Origin of the sequence: Bacillus sp. SH7-1 (assembly GCF_008042405.1) — a bacterium.
GTDB lineage: Bacteria > Bacillota > Bacilli > Bacillales > Bacillaceae_G > Bacillus_A > Bacillus_A thuringiensis_N.
In genome coordinates this window covers 38,233-56,763 of the sequence record NZ_QNUD01000018.1, presented here as the reverse complement: position 1 = coordinate 56,763, position 18,531 = coordinate 38,233, and the positions used below count along the sequence as shown (strand labels likewise).

The following is an 18,531-nucleotide window of genomic DNA, read 5'->3' as shown; positions in this document are numbered from 1 at the left end:
GAGAGAGCTTGGCGCTTGCCAAGCTTTTTTTTTATTATAAAAGGAATTTAGATTTTCATGTCGAATTAAGTTTGAGGTAGAAAAAGGAGGCTTTTATACGATGACAGTAGCTATATATGAAGTAGAAAAACAATTTTTAACATATGTGAAGAAGATACAGAATTACGGAGAAGCATTAAGCTTAATGTTCTGGGACTTGAGAACAGGTGCGCCTAAAAAAGGTGTAGACCAACGTTCAGAAGTAATTGGTATGCTTTCATCAGAAGTGTTTGCTATGTCGACTTCAGATGAGATGGGAAATTATTTAACAGAGCTTGAAAATTTAATACGTGAAGACAAACTTTCTGAAACGACGAAGAAAATGGTTGAAGAGTGTCGTAAAGAATATGATAGAAATAAGAAAATTCCACAAGCGGAATATGAAGCGTATGTGAAATTAGAAGCGAAAGCGGAAAGTGTGTGGGAAGAAGCTCGCGAAAAATCTGATTTCGAAATGTTCCGTCCGTATTTAGAAAAAATTGTTGAATTTAAAAAGAAATTTATTACATATTGGGGTTACGAAACATATAAATATAATACATTATTAGATATGTATGAGCCGGGTATTACAGTAGAAGTGTTAGATCATGTATTTGGTCAACTTCGTGAGCGTATCGTCCCACTCGTAAAAGAAATATCGGAGTCGCAAAAGAGATTAAAGACAAGTGCTTTATCAGAACATTTTTCAAAAGAAAAACAAAAGAACTTTACATTAGAGCTATTAAAACAATTGAATTATGACTTTGAAGCAGGTCGTCTTGATGAAACGGTACATCCATTTGAGATTACATTAAATAGAGGGGATGTTCGTATTACGACACGCTATGACGAAAAAGATTTCCGTATGGCTGTATTTGGAACAATACATGAATGTGGTCATGCTGTATATGAACAAAATATTGCAGAGAAATTTGAAGGTACACCGCTATGTAGTGGAACATCTATGGGCATTCATGAGTCACAATCATTATTCTTTGAGAACTTTATCGGTCGTAATAAATCATTCTGGAAGAAAAATTATGATTTATTAAAAGAGTATAGCGATGGTCAATTCAATGATATATCAGTAGATGAGTTTTATGATGCAATTAACGAATCGAAGCCATCGTTCATTCGTATAGAAGCAGATGAGCTTACATATCCGCTTCACGTCATGGTTCGTTATGAACTTGAGAAAGAATTATTTGATGGTACATTACAAGTGAAGGATTTGCCAGCGGCTTGGAATGATAAGATGGAAGCATATTTAGGAATTCGTCCGGCAAACGATGCACAAGGTGTATTGCAAGATGTTCACTGGGCTGGTGGTTCATTTGGATACTTCCCATCTTATGCGCTTGGTTATATGTATGCAGCGCAATTTAAGCAAAGAATGTTAAAAGACATTCCGAACTTTGATGCATTATTAGAAGAAGGAAACGTAACACCAATTGGTGAATGGTTAACAGAAAACATTCACCAATACGGTAAAACGAAAAAGCCACTTGAAATTTTAGAAGATGTAACAGGTGAAGGATTAAATGCAAATTACTTAGCAGATTATTTAGAAGCGAAGTATAAAGAAATTTATGATTTATAGAAAAGAGCTGCTTAATTGCAGCTCTTTTTTTAAAGGGGGGAGAAAAATGGATTATACATATACAGTAATGACGCAAGAAGAAGCAGAAGAAATTGCATACAACTGGCATTATGAAGGGGAATATTCCTTTTATGATATAGAGGCAGATGAAGAAGATTTAGCTGAATTTTTACATGATGAGAGTAGGGGGGATCATACCTTTTCTGTGAAGGAAAATGGCACTCTCATTGGTTATTTTACTGTTTGTAAAATAAATGATGGAACGGTTGATATAGGTCTTGGAATGAGACCTAATATAACTGGGAACGGATTTGGTTTACAGTTCGTAAACGCTGGATTAGCTTTTAGTAAAGAAAAGTACGGATGTAATTATATAACGTTATCGGTAGCTACATTTAATGAGAGAGCGATTAAAGTGTATAAAAGGGCAGGATTTGAAGTAGTTGGAACGTTTATACAGAAAACAAATGGTAGTTGTTTTGAGTTTTTGAAAATGAATTATATATGTAAAAATGATTAAAAAACAGAAGAATCTCCTTCTGTTTTTTTTATGCAGAAATAAATCATACTTTTTGTAATTGGAAGTTTTGTAATTTTGGAAGAGGATGTGTATGATTGAACTTTAGTAGCAAATAGTAGTTTAGCAGGGAGAGGTAGCATGATTACAATTAAAGCGAAAAATGAAATAGATTTGATGCATGAATCTGGGAAATTACTTGCTTCATGTCATAGGGAAATTGCGAAAATGATGAAACCAGGTATTACGACAAAAGAAATTGATACGTTTGTTGAAGCATATTTAGAAAAGCATGGTGCAACGTCTGAGCAGAAAGGTTACATCGGGTATCCATATGCGATATGTGCATCTGTAAACGATGAAATGTGTCATGCGTTTCCGGCCGATGTTCCTTTAACTGAGGGCGATATTGTAACAATTGACATGGTAGTAAACTTAAATGGTGGTCTTTCGGATTCTGCTTGGTCGTATAGAATTGGAAAAGTTTCTGATGAAGCAGAAAAGTTGTTGTTAGTAGCTGAGAATGCTTTGTATAAAGGGATTGATCAGGCGATAATCGGTAATCATGTAGGAGATATTGGCTATGCAATTGAAAGTTATGTAGCAAATGAAGGCTTTTCTGTTGCAAGAGACTTTACGGGACATGGAATCGGTAAAGAGATTCATGAAGAACCAGCAATTTTTCATTTTGGGAAGCAAGGACAAGGGCCTGAGTTACAAGAAGGAATGGTAATTACGATTGAACCAATTGTCAATGTAGGTATGCGATATTCGAAAGTAGATTTAAATGGATGGACCGCAAGAACGATGGACGGGAAATTATCAGCTCAATATGAACATACAATTGCGATTACAAAAGAGGGACCAATCATTTTAACGAGGTTATAATTGGGAATGAAAGAGTTTACAAAAATCGAACGAAAATGATAATTTCATAAAATTTGTACGTGTTTTGTTAATAAATACTTTTCAAAGTATAAAAAGTGCGTTATAATCCATCTATAAAATAAATAGTTAGCTACACTCATATAATCGCGGGGATATGGCCTGCAAGTTTCTACCGAAGTACCGTAAATACTTTGACTATGAGTGAGGACGAATATATTTGCTTGTTTAGCATTCTTTTTTTGCGAAACTCCAAAAGCGCGTCTCTCACTTGTAACGAGTGGTGGCAGCTTTTGGAGTTTTTTTATTGCATAAGAGGGGGAACAAACATGAAAGTATTACAAGAAAAGATTTTGAACGAAGGAAAGGTTTTATCTGGTGACGTATTAAAGGTAGATGCTTTTTTAAATCATCAAATTGATCCAGTACTTATGCAAGAGATCGGAAAAGAATTTGCTAAACGCTTTAAAGAAGAGAATATTACAAAAATCGTGACGATTGAATCTTCAGGCATTGCACCAGCAGTTATGGCTGCATTAGAGCTTGGTGTAAAAGTAATCTTTGCAAGAAAACGTAAATCGTTAACGTTACAAGATAATATGTACGTTGCAAACGTATATTCATTTACGAAACAAGAAACGAATGAAATTTCATTATCTCGAAATCATATCGATGAAAATGATCGTGTTTTAATTATCGATGACTTTTTAGCGAACGGTCAGGCTGCTTTAGGTTTAATGAGTTTAGTAGAGCAAGCAGGAGCAAGTATTGCGGGACTTGGTATTGTTATTGAAAAAGCATTTCAAGATGGAGGAAAGAAGCTTCGTGAACAAGGCGTTCGTGTTGAATCACTAGCAGAAATTGCATCACTTGATAACGGCACAGTTACATTTGTACAGCAAGAAACTGCGGAGGTGAAATAAACGATGAAGCAACATCCAATTAAAATCGCATCGCTTGGTATGCAGCATATGCTTGCTATGTATGCAGGCGCAATTATCGTTCCGCTTATTGTGGGCGGCGGACTAGGTTTAAATCAAAAAGAGTTAACGTATTTAGTCTCAATTGATTTATTAATGTGCGGCGTTGCGACAATTTTACAAGCATTATCAAATCGCTTTTTCGGTATTGGACTTCCAGTTGTACTAGGTTGTACATTTACAGCCGTTGGGCCGATGATTGCAATCGGGAAACAATACGGCGTGTCTTCTATTTATGGGGCAATTATTGCTGCCGGGTTATTCGTTGTTATTTTTGCGAAATTATTTGGAAAGCTTGTAAAGCTGTTTCCCCCTGTTGTAACAGGATCTGTTGTTACAGTAATTGGAGTTACACTTGTTCCTGCCGCTATTAATGATATGGCTGGTGGAGTAGGAAGTAAGGATTTCGGTAGTCTTGAAAATTTAGCATTAGCATTTGGTGTGTTATTATTTATCATCATTATGTATCGTTTCTTTGACGGATTTATTCGTTCAATCTCTATTTTACTAGGTCTATTGTTCGGTACAATCGTTGCAGCATTTATGGGGAAAGTAAGCTTGCAAGCGGTTGGAGAAGCGGATTGGTTCCATGGTATTCAACCATTTTACTTCGGTACACCAACATTTGAATTAACACCAATTATTACGATGATTTTAGTTGCTTGTGTAGGGATTGTAGAAGCAACAGGTGTTTACTTTGCATTATCTGATATTTGCAATAAAAAGATTGGTGAAAAAGAATTAACAAAAGGCTATCGCGCAGAAGGACTAGCGATGGTATTAGGTGGTATTTTCAATGCATTCCCATATACAACATACTCTCAAAACGTAGGGCTTGTTCAATTAACTGGAGTAAGAAATCGCGTTATTATTTACACTTGTGGTGGTATGTTAATCGTTCTTGGGTTCATCCCAAAAATCGCAGCTATTACAACAATCATTCCGAAATCAGTACTTGGCGGTGCGATGTTAGCAATGTTCGGTATGGTAATGGCATATGGTATTAAAATGTTAAGTAGCGTTGATTTTGGAAGACAAGAAAACTTATTAATCGTTGCATGTTCTGTTGGAATCGGACTAGGAGTTACTGTCGTTCCTACATTATTCTCACAACTTCCAGAAAGTATTCGTATTTTAACAGATAACGGAATCGTACTTGGAAGTGCGTCAGCAGTACTTTTAAATATCGTATTTAATATGGTGCCGCAGCGTAAAGTGAAAGTAAAGGATGAACCAGTTCCGATACAAAGTGCGGTAAGAGAAGCGTAAAAAAGCAAGGTCTCGTTATGAGACCTTGCTTTTCTTTTTAAGTGGCATCATTTTTCCGTACGTACCAAGGCGCCATATATATTCAAGTGGCCCGTATTGATAACGTGACAGCCACCAGCGGCTAATAAAGATTTGTAACGTGTAGAAACCGATGCAGAATAGTGGTCCTACCCATAATGGAGCAGGATAATAACTTTTAAACAATAGTCCGAACACAAGTAATGTAACAATTGTATGCGAGATGTAATTTGTTAATGCCATTCGCCCAACGTACTGGAACGGATGTAATAATGTTTGCCATCTTTCTTTTTGTAATAAACGCATGAGCGTGAAAATGTAGAATATGAATAATGTTTTTCCACTAAACATTGTAAAGACCTGCATATAAATTGGTTCATACGATGGCTTTGATAAGAAATAACGGACCATGAAGAACCACATTGGCAATGTTAAAATGAACATAATAATTTGCCATTTTTTTAGTTTTGGATCTAATTCTTTCGCGCGGCGGAAAATATCCTTTTTGCCGGCGTATAAACCGAGTAAAAATAGCCCAACTGTTTCTGGGAGCATGAATGCGTTTAGTTCAATTCCATCAGCATAAAATGCATGGAAACGATTTTGTATTTGTGACACCCAGTCTTCAAGTGGCATGATAGGTAAGGAAAATCCTAACTCTGCCTTTGGAACGAATGCAATCATAATACCAGCGAGTAGCATGAAAAACTGAAAAATACTTAATAAAACGATTGCCCATATTAAAATAGTACGAGGTTCTCTCTTATAAAATAAAAATAAGAAAAATCCAGCGATTGCATAACTATGTAAGATGTCTCCGTCCCATAAAAGAACGTAATGTAAGAAACCAAATAATAATAAAATAAGTAAGCGACGAACAAATAAAGTTTTTGGTCGATCTGTTTTCGCTTCAGCACGAGTCATAAAAATGTAAAAGCCTAGGCCGAATAAAAACGAAAAGATAGTATAAAACTTTGTTTGAATAAACATATCGTAAAATAGACGGATATAGCTATCTAGCCCCTCGTAAACTCCTGAAAGATCACGTGAGTCAATCCCGGCGATAACAGGCCAGTTAACAAGAAAAATACCAAGTACAGCTATTCCTCTAATAATATCGATGGAGTGTATCCTCTCGCCTTGTGAAATATTTTGTGTCATTATTTTCCTCCTTGTTAAGTAATTCCCTTTTATTATACAAAATGTAAGATGGAGGGTATAGGGTGGATTTCCATTTTTTTTAACTATTAAGTTATGTAAGATGAGATATAATAAGAGTGCACAACAAGTTTTAATCTTCTTCAAAACAGGCAGTAAAGCTCCTTCTTATAAGGGGCTTTCTTTATGAAAAGTGTTGATAATGATTCTCTTTAATGATAAAATGTATTCAAAAGTGATAATCATTATCAAAAAGGTTGGTGCATGAGTATGGTATATACATTAGTAGCAGGTACAGTCGCTGTATATGCAGTTATTGCAAAGTATGTTTTAAATGGAGTAGGAACAGCAAAATGAGTGATATTACATAAAATCCCTTTCATTTGTAAAAAGAATGAAAGGGATTTTTTATTTTTAATGAGAATATGCTGAAAATTTAGTATGATAGTAAAGTAAAACTGTAATCAATGAGGGGATGTATCTCCTGTTGATTGTGTGCTCGCAAATAGCGGGAAAAGTATATACATCTTGGATAAAGGGGAACAAGGGGATGACAAACATAGTACAGACAAACGGTATGAAAAAACTTGTTTGTTTTTATGAAGAGTGGCAAAAACACGGCGATGCAGAGAATAGCTTAAAGTTGTTTGAAGTAGTTCAAAAATATAAACGAGAGCAGCTTATGATAGCATTCTGCGGTCACTTCTCAGCAGGGAAATCAACGATGATGAATCATCTATATAAAGCGCAGTTGTTACCGACAAGTCCAATTCCGACAAGCGCTAACGTCGTTAAAATTGAAAAGGGATTTGATCGTGTTGTTGTAACGATTAAATCTGGAGAGCAGTACGAATATGACGGTGCATATTCAGCAGAAGAATTAAAACAAATTTGTAAAGATGGCGATGAGGTAATTGGTGTTCATATTTATCGGAATGATGCTCCAATTCCTGAAGGTGTTATGTTAGTTGATACACCAGGGATTGATTCAACAGATGATGCCCATCAACTAGCGACAGAATCAACGCTGCATCTAGCAGACGTAATTTTTTATATGATGGATTATAATCACGTCCAATCGGAAGTGAATTTACAATTTGTTAAAGAATTGAAACAACGTAATAAAACGGTTTATCTCGTTGTAAATCAAATAGATAAACATAAAGAAAATGAATTATCGTTTGCGGATTATAAAGATAGTGTAAAACAATCGTTCTCTAACTGGGATATTGAAGTAGATGGAGTTTATTATACATCATTACGAATGATGAACCATCCACATAATGAAATTGGAAGCTTAGAAACATTAATTACTTCTATTATGAAAGAAAAAGCGCAGTATGTAAGAGATGGAATGGAGCGAGAAACAGAATATTTAATGGGGGAACATTTCTCGTTTATTCTTTCTGAAAATGAAAAAGCTCTTTTGAAATATGAGGAAGAGTTAGCATCACCGCTTTCCATTTTAGAAATAGTTGAAAAGAAGGAAGAGCTAACGGAAACGAAACATCGCGAGGCTAGTAAAGAGTCTCATGTGAGAAACGAATTTATAAAAGGCCTACAAGCTATATTAGATAACGCGTATTTAATGCCATTTGAAATGAGAGAATTGGCAAATGCGTACTTAGAAACGAAATTAACAAAATTTAAAGTTGGTTTGCTATTTGCGAAAGGGAAGACGGAGCAAGAAAAACAGAGACGTTTAGATTCTTTTTATTCAGCTTTGCAAAAAACTGTTGAAACGCAACTTGATTTTCATGTGAAAGAATTTATCGTTACCTTCTTAAAAGAAGAAGGATTGTTCACAGAGGAAATTGGGAAAGACATATATGCTTTAGAAATTGCTTTTGGACCAGAAATGCTGGCGGAAGTAATCAAACAAGGTGCAGGTTTTACAGGTGATTACTTACTTCTTTATACAGCGGATGTAGCGAACGAACTGAAGAAACGTTATTTTATAAAAGCACAGCAAATTTTTGATAAAAGTGCAGTTGTTTTAAAGCAAAAGGTGAAGGAAGCAGTTGCTCGTATTGAAGAAGAGGTTGAAACATATACGATGTTGCAAACTGCAAAAGAAACGAAATTGCAATACAGTAACAATTTGGAGACGTATGAAAGTTATTTGCAAAATATTTGGCACGAGCGTGTTGCTACGCCAGAAGGGTTGCAAATAGAGGAGATATTGCAAAATGAAAAACAAATTGTTAGTGAGAAATTCACATTACAAGAGCAGGAATTTGTAAATGATAGCGTAGTAGCTCATGAAGAAGAGATAAAAGGAACGGCAGCTTTAAATATTCAGCGTATATTAGAGAAAGTGAAGAAAGCTGAAACGATATTAGAGCCATTGCCAGCGCTGAAACATGTACAGCAAGAGGTAATTGAAAAAAGGCGTCGTGTGGAAACGAAACAATTTACAGTAGCGTTATTCGGAGCTTTTAGTGCTGGGAAATCATCATTTGCCAATGCCTTACTTGGTGAGAAGGTACTTCCTGTATCACCAAATCCGACGACGGCAACGATTAATCAAATTTTGCCGGTTACAGAGGAAAAACCACACGGAACAGTAATGGTTCAATTCAAATCAAAACAAGCTCTATTAGAAGATATGAAAGCTGTTTATAAGCTGTTTCATTATGAGATTACGACGTTAGATGAGGCGTTAGCACAAATTGATAAAGTTATGAAATATCCTTCACCGACTGGGAAGCAAAAAACAACATTTAGCTTTTTACGGGCGGTACAAAAAGGGTATGATACGGTTTCTACGCATTTAGGGAAGCAAGTACAAGTTACATTAGAAGAGTTTTCTGATTATGTAGCGAATGAAGAAAAATCGTGTTTTGTTGAGTATATGGAGCTTTATTATGATTGTGCTTTAACAAGGCAAGGAGTAGCGCTTGTAGACACACCGGGAGCGGATTCTATTAACGCCCGCCATACAGACGTTGCATTCCAGTATATTAAAAACGCAGATGCTATTTTATTTGTAACGTATTATAACCATGTGTTCTCTCGTGCTGACCGTGAATTTTTAATTCAGCTTGGTCGTGTAAAGGATACTTTTGCTCTTGATAAAATGTTCTTCTTAATTAATGCGGCCGATTTAGCAGAGTCTGAAGAAGAGCTTGAAATGGTAAAAGGGTATATCGCAGACCAGCTACTGCAATACGGCATTAGAAGTCCGCGTTTATTTGCAATTTCAAGTTTATGTGCGCTTGAAGAGAAACAAGGAAAAAATATTGAAAAAGAGAAATACGGTATTTTACAAAACTCTGGGATTGCTAAATTTGAGGAATCATTTACATCCTTTATGATGAGAGATTTAATGCTCGTATCTGTTCATGCTTTATATGGTGCATTGCAAGGAGCAGATCAGCTTTTAGTAAACATGATAAATGGTGCAAAGCAGGGGAATGAAGAGAAAGAGAAGCAAACGAAAAAATATGAAGCAGAGCGTGGTCAACTACTTCATATTATTTCATCATATAGTGTACTTGCTGAAGAACAGGCGATGCAAAATGAAGTGAAAGAGTTGCTTTATTACGTGCAACAGCGTCTATTCCTACGTTATAACGATGTGTTTACTGAATTTATTAATCCGGCGTCACTTCGAACGGATGGAAATGTGAAAACACAATTGCAACAGTGTGTTATGGAATTAGTAGCATTTATTCAGCATGATTTATTACAAGAAATGCGTGCGACATCATTACGTCTTGAAAAATGGATAGACGAAGCGATGAAGCGTGCAAAGGACGGAATTGTAGTGAACTGTAAAGTAGAAAATCAATCAATTTCTATGAATGGAACAGTTGAGTATGAATATAAAGATATTACACATAAAGAACCGTTCCCTTCAGTTGAAATAAAAGATTTCAAAAAAGCACTGGCACATTTTAAAAATGAGAAAAGCTTTTTTGAAAAGAATGACAAAGCTTTTATGCAAGAAGACGCTAAATCTGTATTAGAGCCGCTTGTATCAAACTATGTAGCCGATGAAAAAGATTTATTTGTCCATCATTATAAGCAAGAATGGGATATGAAGTGGAACTTATTCCAAAAAGTGATGCAACAAGATGTGATGAACTATTATGAAAGTATATTGTTTGCATTGGCTGAAACGATCGATGTATCTCTATATGAACAAAGTAAAGAACAATTGCACAATCAGTTAGTAGAGATTGAAAAAGAAATTTATGTTATATAGTCGTTATGAGAAAAAGATTCGTTCAATTTTCTTTTGCAGTACAGTATCTAAAGATTTGACAAATCCAGCAAATTCATCGGTAGAAATCATATGAGTAAGAACGAGTCGTCTGCCGTCTGGTGTTTCACCACATAAGACGAATGAAGAAAATTCATATGTTTTGTTTTCTACTACTAATTTTGGATAGGAATACGTGTCACTTTTCTTCTTCTTTCCATCAATAGAGATGACGTTGCATTTTTTCTCATTGTTGTCCATGATGAATCCCTCCTTTCTATTACTTATGGTAGACAAGGGGGGTTTAGAACAATAGAGAAAGGGGAATTTTTTGTGGGTGTAGTAATAGAGTATATTTCGAAAGAAGCAATACCGAAGCCTTTATTATTGCTTGCTGATCCAAGCGAGCAGCAAATTGATGCATATGTACAAAGAGGGTTAACATATGTAGCTAAGCAAGAGGAGAGTGTTATCGGTGTATATGTTCTATTGGAAACAAGGCCGAAGACGATGGAAATTATGAATATTGCGGTTGTAGAGCATTTGCAAGGAAAAGGGATTGGAAAGAAGCTATTAAGTCATGCCATAGAAACTGCTAAAGGATATGGTATGTCAAAACTTGAAGTTGGTACGGGTAATTCTAGTGTTTCACAGCTTGCCTTATATCAAAAATGTGGATTTCGTATTTTTTCTATTGATTTTGATTACTTTTCGAAGCATTATGAAGAAGAGATTATTGAAAATGGGATTGTATGCCGTGATATGATTCGGCTTGCAATGGAATTGAATTAGAACGTATAACGTATTTAGGGGGAAGAGAAGATGGAAGTACATAAAGCAATTACAGCACATTCTCGTAAACAAAATGAAAGTGTAAAAGCATGTTTACAATTAGATGCGCAGCGTGAAGCAGCTATTGAAGCAGCCGTATCTCTTGCGTCAAATGGGAAAGAATTTTCGGTTGATGTCATTAATGTTGTAACAAAGCAAATTAATGATCTTGCAAAAAATGGTGTTACCTTGCAGCGTAAATATGTTACAGAAGAAATGGTTATGGAGTATGTAAGTCGTTTGCAAGAGAAAGAAGGTCGTTAAAGATGATAGTTACAGTCGAATGGTTACGTGAGCATATAGAAGATGAGAACGTCCGTATAATCGATTGTCGTTTTGATTTAGCGAATCCTAATTGGGGTAGAGAAAAGTATGAGGAAGAACATATCCCTCATGCGTTATATTTTGATTTAAATTTAGATTTATCAAGTCCAGTAACAGAACATGGTGGTCGCCATCCGTTGCCAAATATTGAAGAGTTTGCAGACAAGCTTTCGCGAGCTGGTATTAATGAACATACGATAGTAGTTGCATATGACAGTCAAGCGGGTGCAAATGCTTCTCGGTTATGGTGGTTATTAAACTATGTAGGACATGAGAAAGTATATATATTAGATGGCGGATTTCCTGCTTGGAAAGAGAAGGGATTACATATAACAGCGGAAATTCCTGTTGTTACCCGAAAAACATTCAAAGCCAATATACAAGAGCATATGCTTGTAACGATGGAAACGGTCAGAGAGAATATTCATGCAGGTGCAGATATTACGTTAATTGATTCTAGAGAGCCAAAACGTTATGCTGGTGTAGAAGAACTTGTTGATCCAAAAGCAGGACATATTCCGACAGCGGTAAACTATTTTTGGAAGGATGGAATGTTGCAATCAGGACAATTTAAGAATGAAGCTGGGCAACAAGAACGATTCCAAAATCTTTCGAAAGATAAGGAAACAATTGTATATTGTGGTTCTGGTGTTACAGCGTGTCCAAATATCCTTGCATTAAAATTAGCTGGATTCCAAAATGTTAAATTGTATGCAGGTAGCTGGAGTGATTGGATTTCTTATCCAGAAAATCAAATTGCAAAAGAAGAAGATTAATCACTTGCATGCAAAAATAATTTGTATTAAAATAAGGTCACAAGCAAGAAATTGCTCGAAAAACTTTGTATTTTACACATTAGAAACAATGTGATAATATAACGACAAGTAAATAATACATCCTGCGGTGTACGTAACTTATTTATGTCTAAAACCGATGTTAGTTATACGGAAGCTCAATATTTAGCGACCATCATCAAGCCTTCCTTGTGGAGGAAGATGTACGGTAACTGTGAGGGCATCCACCTGCGAGTAGCGGGTTTTTGGACATTTACGAGGAGCGGCACGTGCGGGGGTCTTATTTCAACTAACACTATATAAAATTCCTACGGTGTACGTAGCTTATGCATGTCTTAAACCAATAAGTTTAATATGGAAGTTCAATATTTAAATGTAGCTAACAAGCCATCTTTTTAAGAAGGAAGTTACAAACATTTGTGAGAGCATCCACCTGTGAGAGCAGGTTTATGGACATCTAGAGAGAACGGCATATGTGGGGCTAAATAAAAACCTTACGTTTTATACGTAAGGTTTTTTTATTGCATACATTTATCCATGTTATCTTGATTCACCTGTGAAGTTTCCGTAATAAATGTAGCACTTTCTGTCTTCATCAATCTCTCTTGAATCTAAGGAGAACTCCATAGACATGCCGTCTCGCTGAATATATATGATATCGGAATGAAGAGAGGGTAAAATTTCTTCATAGTTCCATACATCTTTACTTTCAATCAAGTTTGAACTCGTATCCTTCAGCTCTCTAATTTCAAAACCGATGTGGAAGTAAGTAGGATCTGAAGGATCGTTAGAAAAAGTTTCTTGTTGAATATATATAACTGCTGTTCCATCTGGATCTACTGAAGTTGCAGTAACAACATAAGTATTTTTCTCTTTAATAAAATATTCACAAGTCATGCGTGCGATAATTTCAGAATTAGAAATATTGGCGTAGTTCCATAAAGCAGGATACCCTTTCGTTTCATCATTAAGTCGATATTCTAAGCGCATTTAATCCCTCTTCTTCCTTTTTCTTCTACTTTATCATGCCATCCTATATAATAGGAATAGAATTTAAAAAGGGGAGTGCGAAGGTGACAAAAACGAAATGGCTAGTAGGCGGTGTCGTAACGTCTTTAATGACCGGCACCTTATTTGGCTGCGCACAAGATCTTCCCCCAAAACCGAATGATAATAGTTGTTCAGATTGGGATTGGGATGATGAACTTGGGGTATGGCAGTGTGATGATAGTAGTTCAGGTTATCGTGGCCATTATTTCTATGGTGGGCGATACTATCAAAATAAATCCACTTTTAAAAATTCATCGGCGTTTAAATCGTATCAATCGTCTGCGGAATTTAAAGGTGGAATTGGAAGCGGTTCAAAGGGAGGATTTGGGGGATAAAATATGTCGCAGTACATAAGGGGTCGAAAAGAGTTTTATTCGAAATATCCAAATTTCTGGTCGGATCTATATGAATCTGAGTATAGTTTGTTTCATGTTTTCTCTATAACAAATCAGACTATGAAACAATTACAATTAGCAACTGAACGAATGGGAAGAATATTTTTTAAGACTGCTAGACTTTTGCGTAATTTAAGTGACGAACAGCTTCTTGAACTTGGGTTTCCTCCTGCGAGCTTATCGTTCATTAGAATGAAAGGGTTATATCCTGAATCTGTTATTTCGCGTTTTGATTTCGTTTTAACAGCTGATAACCAAATTAAAATGCTTGAATTTAATAGTGATACACCAACTTTTATTATGGAATGCTTTCAAATGAATGGGAAAGTTTGCGAGAAACTAGGCTATGATGATCCAAACTCGAATCAAGAGCGATTACTATCTTCTGGTATTACAAAAGCTGTAATGGAAGCGACAAAGGGAATAGACAACCCAAATGTTGTTTTTACAGCACATCATGAACATATTGAGGATTGGAATACGACCAAGTATTTGAGTCAGTTATGCCATGTTGAAAATAAAGTAGTACCAATGTCAGAACTTAGAATTACAAAAGATGCTTTAGTGGATAGGGATGGAGTACAGATTGATGTTTTATATCGCCAAACATATCCGATAGAAGATTTAGTTGAGGATCAAGATCCTGAAACAGGAGATTTGGTAGGTGTGGAACTGTTGCAGCTTGTAAAAGCCGGAAAGCTTTTTATAATAAATCCATTGTCAGCATTTTTACTTCAGCCAAAATCAATCCAGTGTCTTATTTGGGGGTTAGCAGAAGAAGGGGCCTTTTATACAAATGAGGAACAACAATGGATTAAAGAATATATGTTACCTACATATTTAGAACCAGATTTATTTTTAGGAAAAGGTTCTTTCGTTCAAAAACCTTCATTTGGTAGAGAAGGGGACACAATTACTATTCGCGATAAGGACGAACATATTATGCTTCAAAATGCACATCAAACGTATAAAGCGTCACTGCCGATATTTCAAAAGTATACAGAACTTCCAGTCATATCCTTGCAAACAGAAAAAGGGATGGAGAAACTGTCGTATGTGTTTGGTTCGTTTTTAATTGCCGGAAAAGCGAGTAGTATCGGTATTCGTGCGGGGGAAAAAATTACGGGGAATGAATCGTACTATTTACCGGTAGGTATAAAAAAGGAGGAAGGTATATGATTAATTTTTTATTATATTTAGCAGTAACACTTGGCCTTTTATGCCTTGGTCTTTTCCTAATGGAAGTAACAACGAAAGTAAAAGAATTTAAGCTAATGGCCCAAGGGAATAAGGCGGTAAGCTATGTACTTGGAGGGCGGTTACTTGGGTTAGCTATTGTTTTATATTCAACAGCAGCTAATTCCATTTCACTTCTTGATATGGTTTCGTGGGGAGCAGTTGGGATTTTGGCTCAAATTATCGTCTTTTATTTAGCTGAGTGGCTTACACCACGCTTTAATATAAATAAAAGTCTCGAAGAAGATAATCAAGCAGTCGGTCTTTTTCTTATGTTTGTATCGCTTTCAATTGGGATTTTAATTGCTGGTTGTATAACTTATTAAAAACCTTACGTTTAAACGTAAGGTTTTTATTTTTGCTAATTTTGAAATGTGTGTTTGATTCATTTAATAAGTCGAAAGAGAAGTAGTCTATTATGAGAGGGAGTTGTTGTAATAAGGAAAAGATTCCATTCAAAGTGTTGACATCTATTTTAAATAAGAGTAACATTTTCTATGTAATTAAAATAAGTCTCTGTTAGGTGAGGCTCCTGTATAGAGAAATGCTACTGCCCAAAAATGTCGAGAGACGCCAATGGGTCAACAGGAATGATCGAATTAAGGTTTTTCTTAACGTAGCTGGTAATGTACCTATGCTATACAGTGCTAAAACTCGGCGAGGGAGAGGTCCGTAGATTTCTAATTGTATTAGGAATCGTTTATTTGTGTATGTCATGACCTTTACTCTTTTCGGAGTAAAGGTCTTTTTGTTACAAAGCTATGAGTAATTTCATAGTATAAACTATAAAATGAAACGAGGAGGTGAGGAGCATGTCAAATTCTGACTCGGTTCCGTTACCCATATACTTCAAATCAAAAATATATGATGTAGGCAGGAAACGACTTGTTCCTCCCTCTATATTTATCATCATGTAGCGTTTATATGTATGTTTAAGCGCTAGACACTTTCACAGTAAAGTGGATAAATTGAGAAACAAAGCGTTTCTTCCTATGTTGTAATGGAGGAGACGATAATATGTTATATGCAAACAAAACTGTGGGTAACACGTCATATAAATTAAGTAAAAAATCAATGAAAGAACAAACAATGCTTCAAAAAAATAAAGATTTATTAATTGAAATCGCAACGAGAGATGTAAAATCTGTATTTGCGTATTTTAAAACAACAAGAGACGGATTATCTATGAAAGAGGCACAAAAACGTATTCAAGTATACGGCCGAAATGAATTAATTTCAAAAAGAGCGCGTATTGCGGAAGTCATGATGAAGCTAACTAGAATGATCCCAGGTCTTTCAAAACAACATGTGCGTGATGGATTACAATGTGAGAAAATTACTGTGTCTCGAGTAGAATGTTCTAGTGTAACGGGTTTAAACGGTGAATTGAAAATGATGACTTTGCCAGTACAAGAGCTTGTTCCTGGCGATATGATTTTTCTTTCAGAAGGTGATACAGTACCAGCAGATGTACGTATCATTTATGCGAATGATTTATTAGTAAATGAAGCTATGCTAACAGGAAACGATGTAAGTATTGAAAAATTTGAAAGCTGTTATCATCTTGAGCGCAAACGATTTATTCCTTTAAAACGAATGAAAGACTATAATCCACTTGAACTTGAAAATGTATGTTTCAAAGGAACGTATATTGTTGCAGGGAATGCAAAGGCTGTAGTTGTTTCAACTGGGAAAAATACGTATTCAGGAATTCTTCATACTTGTTGTGGTAGAACGTCTTAATGTGTAAATGATGCTAAATATACAAAAACAATGTATAATAGACAAAGTTGAAAAAACGTAGAATGGTAATCTATTTATATAACCTTACGTGATGACGTGGGGTTATTATTTTTTTTTAGTAGGAGAGGGATTATGAAAAAAGTATTATTAGTTGATGGTATGGCACTATTATTTCGTGCTTTTTATGCAACAAGTGTCTACGGACAATTTATGAAACGACAAGATGGTACCCCTACAAACGGGATTCATGGTTATATGAAACATTTATTAACAGCTATGCAAGCAATTGAACCGACACACATCGTAACATGCTGGGATATGGGAAGTACGACATTTAGAACAGAATCGTTCTCAAATTATAAAGCGAATCGTGCAGCGCCGCCTGAAGAATTAATTCCGCAATTTGATTTAGTACAAGAAATGACTGCGAAATTATCAATTCCAATCATCGGTATGAAAGGGTATGAAGCGGATGATTGTATCGGTACGCTTGCAAAACAATATTGTAATGAAGCGGAAGTTTATATTTTAACAGGTGATACGGATTTACTTCAGCTTGTCGATAAGAACGTTACAGTTATGCTTTTGCGCAAAGGAATTGGAAATTACGAATATTACACACCAGAGAAAATTATGGAAGAAAAAGGTGTAGAACCTTGGCAAATTGTCCATGCAAAAGCGTTCATGGGCGATACGAGTGATAATTATCCAGGTGTAAAAGGTATTGGTGAAAAAACAGCGTACAAGCTTATTCAAGAGCATGGGACAGTAGCAACCGTACTAGAAAATGTATCATCGTTAACGAAAGCACAGCGTACGAAGATTGAAAGTGATTTAGAGAATTTAAATATTTCATTACAATTAGCACAAATTCATTGTGAAGTTCCTATTTCATGTTCATTAGAAGAAGGATTACACACAATGAACGAAGAAAAACTACGATTCGTATGTGAAGAAATGAATTGGGGAAGACCTGAAATATTAATCAATATGCTGTAAATAGTTTGGTAAGAGGGATGTTGCATGAGTCGAACGTTGACTAGGTGACACCTTCTTTTTTGTTTCGAAAACAGTATGTTAGTAAGTGAAAATATAGGGGACTTAGCTTAAAATATATAAATATTTCGACAAGATAAATTGATATAAGATGATGAAGATGGTAATTTATATAATCAAATGAATCGACTTCAAAATGATTTTAGGAGGATCTTTTTTTTCGTGTTCACAAAGTTGTCAGAAAATAAGCGGGATTTTCATATGAAGTTCAAATAGAATTCACAACAATCAATTATTATAAGAACAACCAGATAATTCTTTATCTTTTATATAAACCATCCCCCAAGGAGGACAATGAAAATGAGAAAAAAAGTGAGAAAGTCTTTTAAACAATTATTAATTGAAAATAAACAATCACTATTAAATAATAAAGAAAATATGAAAGAAATTGAGGAACGAATTGAGAAACGACATGTAGCATATAGTGGTGCCAGTAATTAAATAAAATAA

The 18,531-nt window shown here is 35.4% G+C and carries 18 protein-coding genes, 2 other RNA genes and 2 riboswitches; of the genes, 17 read left to right on the top strand and 3 right to left on the bottom strand.

Annotation, left to right across the window (positions count from 1 at the left end):
* The first annotated feature begins 100 nt into the window (after positions 1-100).
* From ypwA to pbuX, 5 genes are all read left to right on the top strand, one after another.
* Positions 101-1,618: a carboxypeptidase gene (ypwA, locus tag DN390_RS16940; RefSeq protein ID WP_147807896.1), complete on the top strand. Its 1,518-nt coding sequence runs from the start codon at positions 101-103 to the stop codon at positions 1,616-1,618.
* 46 nt (positions 1,619-1,664) lie between these two features.
* Positions 1,665-2,138, top strand: coding sequence for a GNAT family N-acetyltransferase (locus DN390_RS16935; protein WP_147807895.1), 474 nt, complete (start codon positions 1,665-1,667; stop codon positions 2,136-2,138).
* A 138-nt stretch (positions 2,139-2,276) separates the two neighbouring features.
* On the top strand, positions 2,277-3,023 hold the full coding sequence (locus DN390_RS16930) for a type I methionyl aminopeptidase (RefSeq protein ID WP_147807894.1): 747 nt from the start codon (positions 2,277-2,279) through the stop codon (positions 3,021-3,023).
* 116 nt (positions 3,024-3,139) lie between these two features.
* Positions 3,140-3,241: riboswitch (purine riboswitch) on the top strand.
* Between the two features lie 108 nt (positions 3,242-3,349).
* Complete coding sequence (locus DN390_RS16920) at positions 3,350-3,943, top strand: xanthine phosphoribosyltransferase (RefSeq protein WP_147807893.1); 594 nt, start codon at positions 3,350-3,352, stop codon at positions 3,941-3,943.
* 3 nt (positions 3,944-3,946) lie between these two features.
* Positions 3,947-5,269: a xanthine permease PbuX gene (pbuX, locus tag DN390_RS16915; protein ID WP_002194155.1), complete on the top strand. Its 1,323-nt coding sequence runs from the start codon at positions 3,947-3,949 to the stop codon at positions 5,267-5,269.
* Positions 5,270-5,284: 15 nt separating this feature from the next.
* Here pbuX and DN390_RS16910 read toward each other — a convergent pair whose 3' ends face one another.
* The gene (locus DN390_RS16910; RefSeq protein WP_147807892.1) at positions 5,285-6,448 is read right to left on the bottom strand and encodes a DUF418 domain-containing protein; all 1,164 of its coding nucleotides are present in this window, start codon (positions 6,446-6,448) and stop codon (positions 5,285-5,287) included.
* 547 nt (positions 6,449-6,995) lie between these two features.
* Here DN390_RS16910 and DN390_RS16905 point away from each other — a divergent pair.
* Complete coding sequence (locus DN390_RS16905) at positions 6,996-10,655, top strand: dynamin family protein (RefSeq protein WP_147807891.1); 3,660 nt, start codon at positions 6,996-6,998, stop codon at positions 10,653-10,655.
* 3 nt (positions 10,656-10,658) lie between these two features.
* Here the strand turns inward: DN390_RS16905 and DN390_RS16900 are convergent, their stop codons facing one another.
* Positions 10,659-10,913 carry a DUF3931 domain-containing protein gene (locus tag DN390_RS16900; protein ID WP_000369740.1) on the bottom strand — a complete coding sequence of 85 codons (255 nt, stop codon included), beginning with the start codon at positions 10,911-10,913 and terminating at the stop codon, positions 10,659-10,661.
* Positions 10,914-10,985: 72 nt separating this feature from the next.
* Between DN390_RS16900 and DN390_RS16895 the strand changes: the two genes are divergently transcribed.
* The 5 genes from DN390_RS16895 (at position 10,986) to ssrS (DN390_RS16875) (ending at position 13,087) form a co-directional block, all read left to right on the top strand.
* Entirely contained in the window at positions 10,986-11,444 is a 459-nt protein-coding gene (locus DN390_RS16895; RefSeq protein ID WP_147807890.1) for a GNAT family N-acetyltransferase, read from the top strand.
* 30 nt (positions 11,445-11,474) lie between these two features.
* Positions 11,475-11,747, top strand: a complete 273-nt coding sequence (locus DN390_RS16890) for a YpbS family protein (RefSeq protein ID WP_000451820.1) — start codon at positions 11,475-11,477, stop codon at positions 11,745-11,747.
* 2 nt (positions 11,748-11,749) lie between these two features.
* Complete coding sequence (locus tag DN390_RS16885) at positions 11,750-12,583, top strand: sulfurtransferase (protein ID WP_147807889.1); 834 nt, start codon at positions 11,750-11,752, stop codon at positions 12,581-12,583.
* A gap of 116 nt (positions 12,584-12,699) precedes the next feature.
* A non-coding RNA gene (gene ssrS, locus DN390_RS16880) (6S RNA) lies at positions 12,700-12,882 on the top strand.
* A 21-nt stretch (positions 12,883-12,903) separates the two neighbouring features.
* Positions 12,904-13,087: non-coding RNA, 6S RNA (ssrS, locus tag DN390_RS16875), on the top strand.
* Positions 13,088-13,141: 54 nt separating this feature from the next.
* Here ssrS (DN390_RS16875) and DN390_RS16870 read toward each other — a convergent pair.
* The gene (locus tag DN390_RS16870) at positions 13,142-13,591 is read right to left on the bottom strand and encodes a hypothetical protein (RefSeq protein ID WP_147807888.1); all 450 of its coding nucleotides are present in this window, start codon (positions 13,589-13,591) and stop codon (positions 13,142-13,144) included.
* 83 nt (positions 13,592-13,674) lie between these two features.
* On the opposite strand from DN390_RS16870, the gene DN390_RS16865 reads away from it, so the two are divergent.
* From DN390_RS16865 to DN390_RS16840, 6 genes are all read left to right on the top strand, one after another.
* Positions 13,675-13,986 carry a hypothetical protein gene (locus DN390_RS16865; RefSeq protein ID WP_000169030.1) on the top strand — a complete coding sequence of 104 codons (312 nt, stop codon included), beginning with the start codon at positions 13,675-13,677 and terminating at the stop codon, positions 13,984-13,986.
* A 3-nt stretch (positions 13,987-13,989) separates the two neighbouring features.
* Positions 13,990-15,225: a glutathionylspermidine synthase family protein gene (locus DN390_RS16860; RefSeq protein WP_147807887.1), complete on the top strand. Its 1,236-nt coding sequence runs from the start codon at positions 13,990-13,992 to the stop codon at positions 15,223-15,225.
* A complete protein-coding gene (locus DN390_RS16855; protein WP_147807886.1) occupies positions 15,222-15,608 on the top strand; it encodes a DUF350 domain-containing protein in 387 nt (128 codons plus the stop codon). Before DN390_RS16860 ends, DN390_RS16855 begins: the two co-directional genes overlap by 4 nt.
* A 182-nt stretch (positions 15,609-15,790) precedes the next feature.
* Positions 15,791-15,956: riboswitch (M-box (ykoK) riboswitch) on the top strand.
* A gap of 343 nt (positions 15,957-16,299) precedes the next feature.
* Positions 16,300-17,025, top strand: coding sequence for a P-type ATPase actuator domain-containing protein (locus DN390_RS16850; RefSeq protein WP_147807885.1), 726 nt, complete (start codon positions 16,300-16,302; stop codon positions 17,023-17,025).
* A gap of 132 nt (positions 17,026-17,157) precedes the next feature.
* Complete coding sequence (locus tag DN390_RS16845; protein WP_147807884.1) at positions 17,158-18,024, top strand: 5'-3' exonuclease; 867 nt, start codon at positions 17,158-17,160, stop codon at positions 18,022-18,024.
* Between the two features lie 357 nt (positions 18,025-18,381).
* A complete protein-coding gene (locus DN390_RS16840) occupies positions 18,382-18,522 on the top strand; it encodes an FbpB family small basic protein (RefSeq protein WP_001228048.1) in 141 nt (46 codons plus the stop codon).
* Positions 18,523-18,531 lie beyond the last annotated feature (9 nt).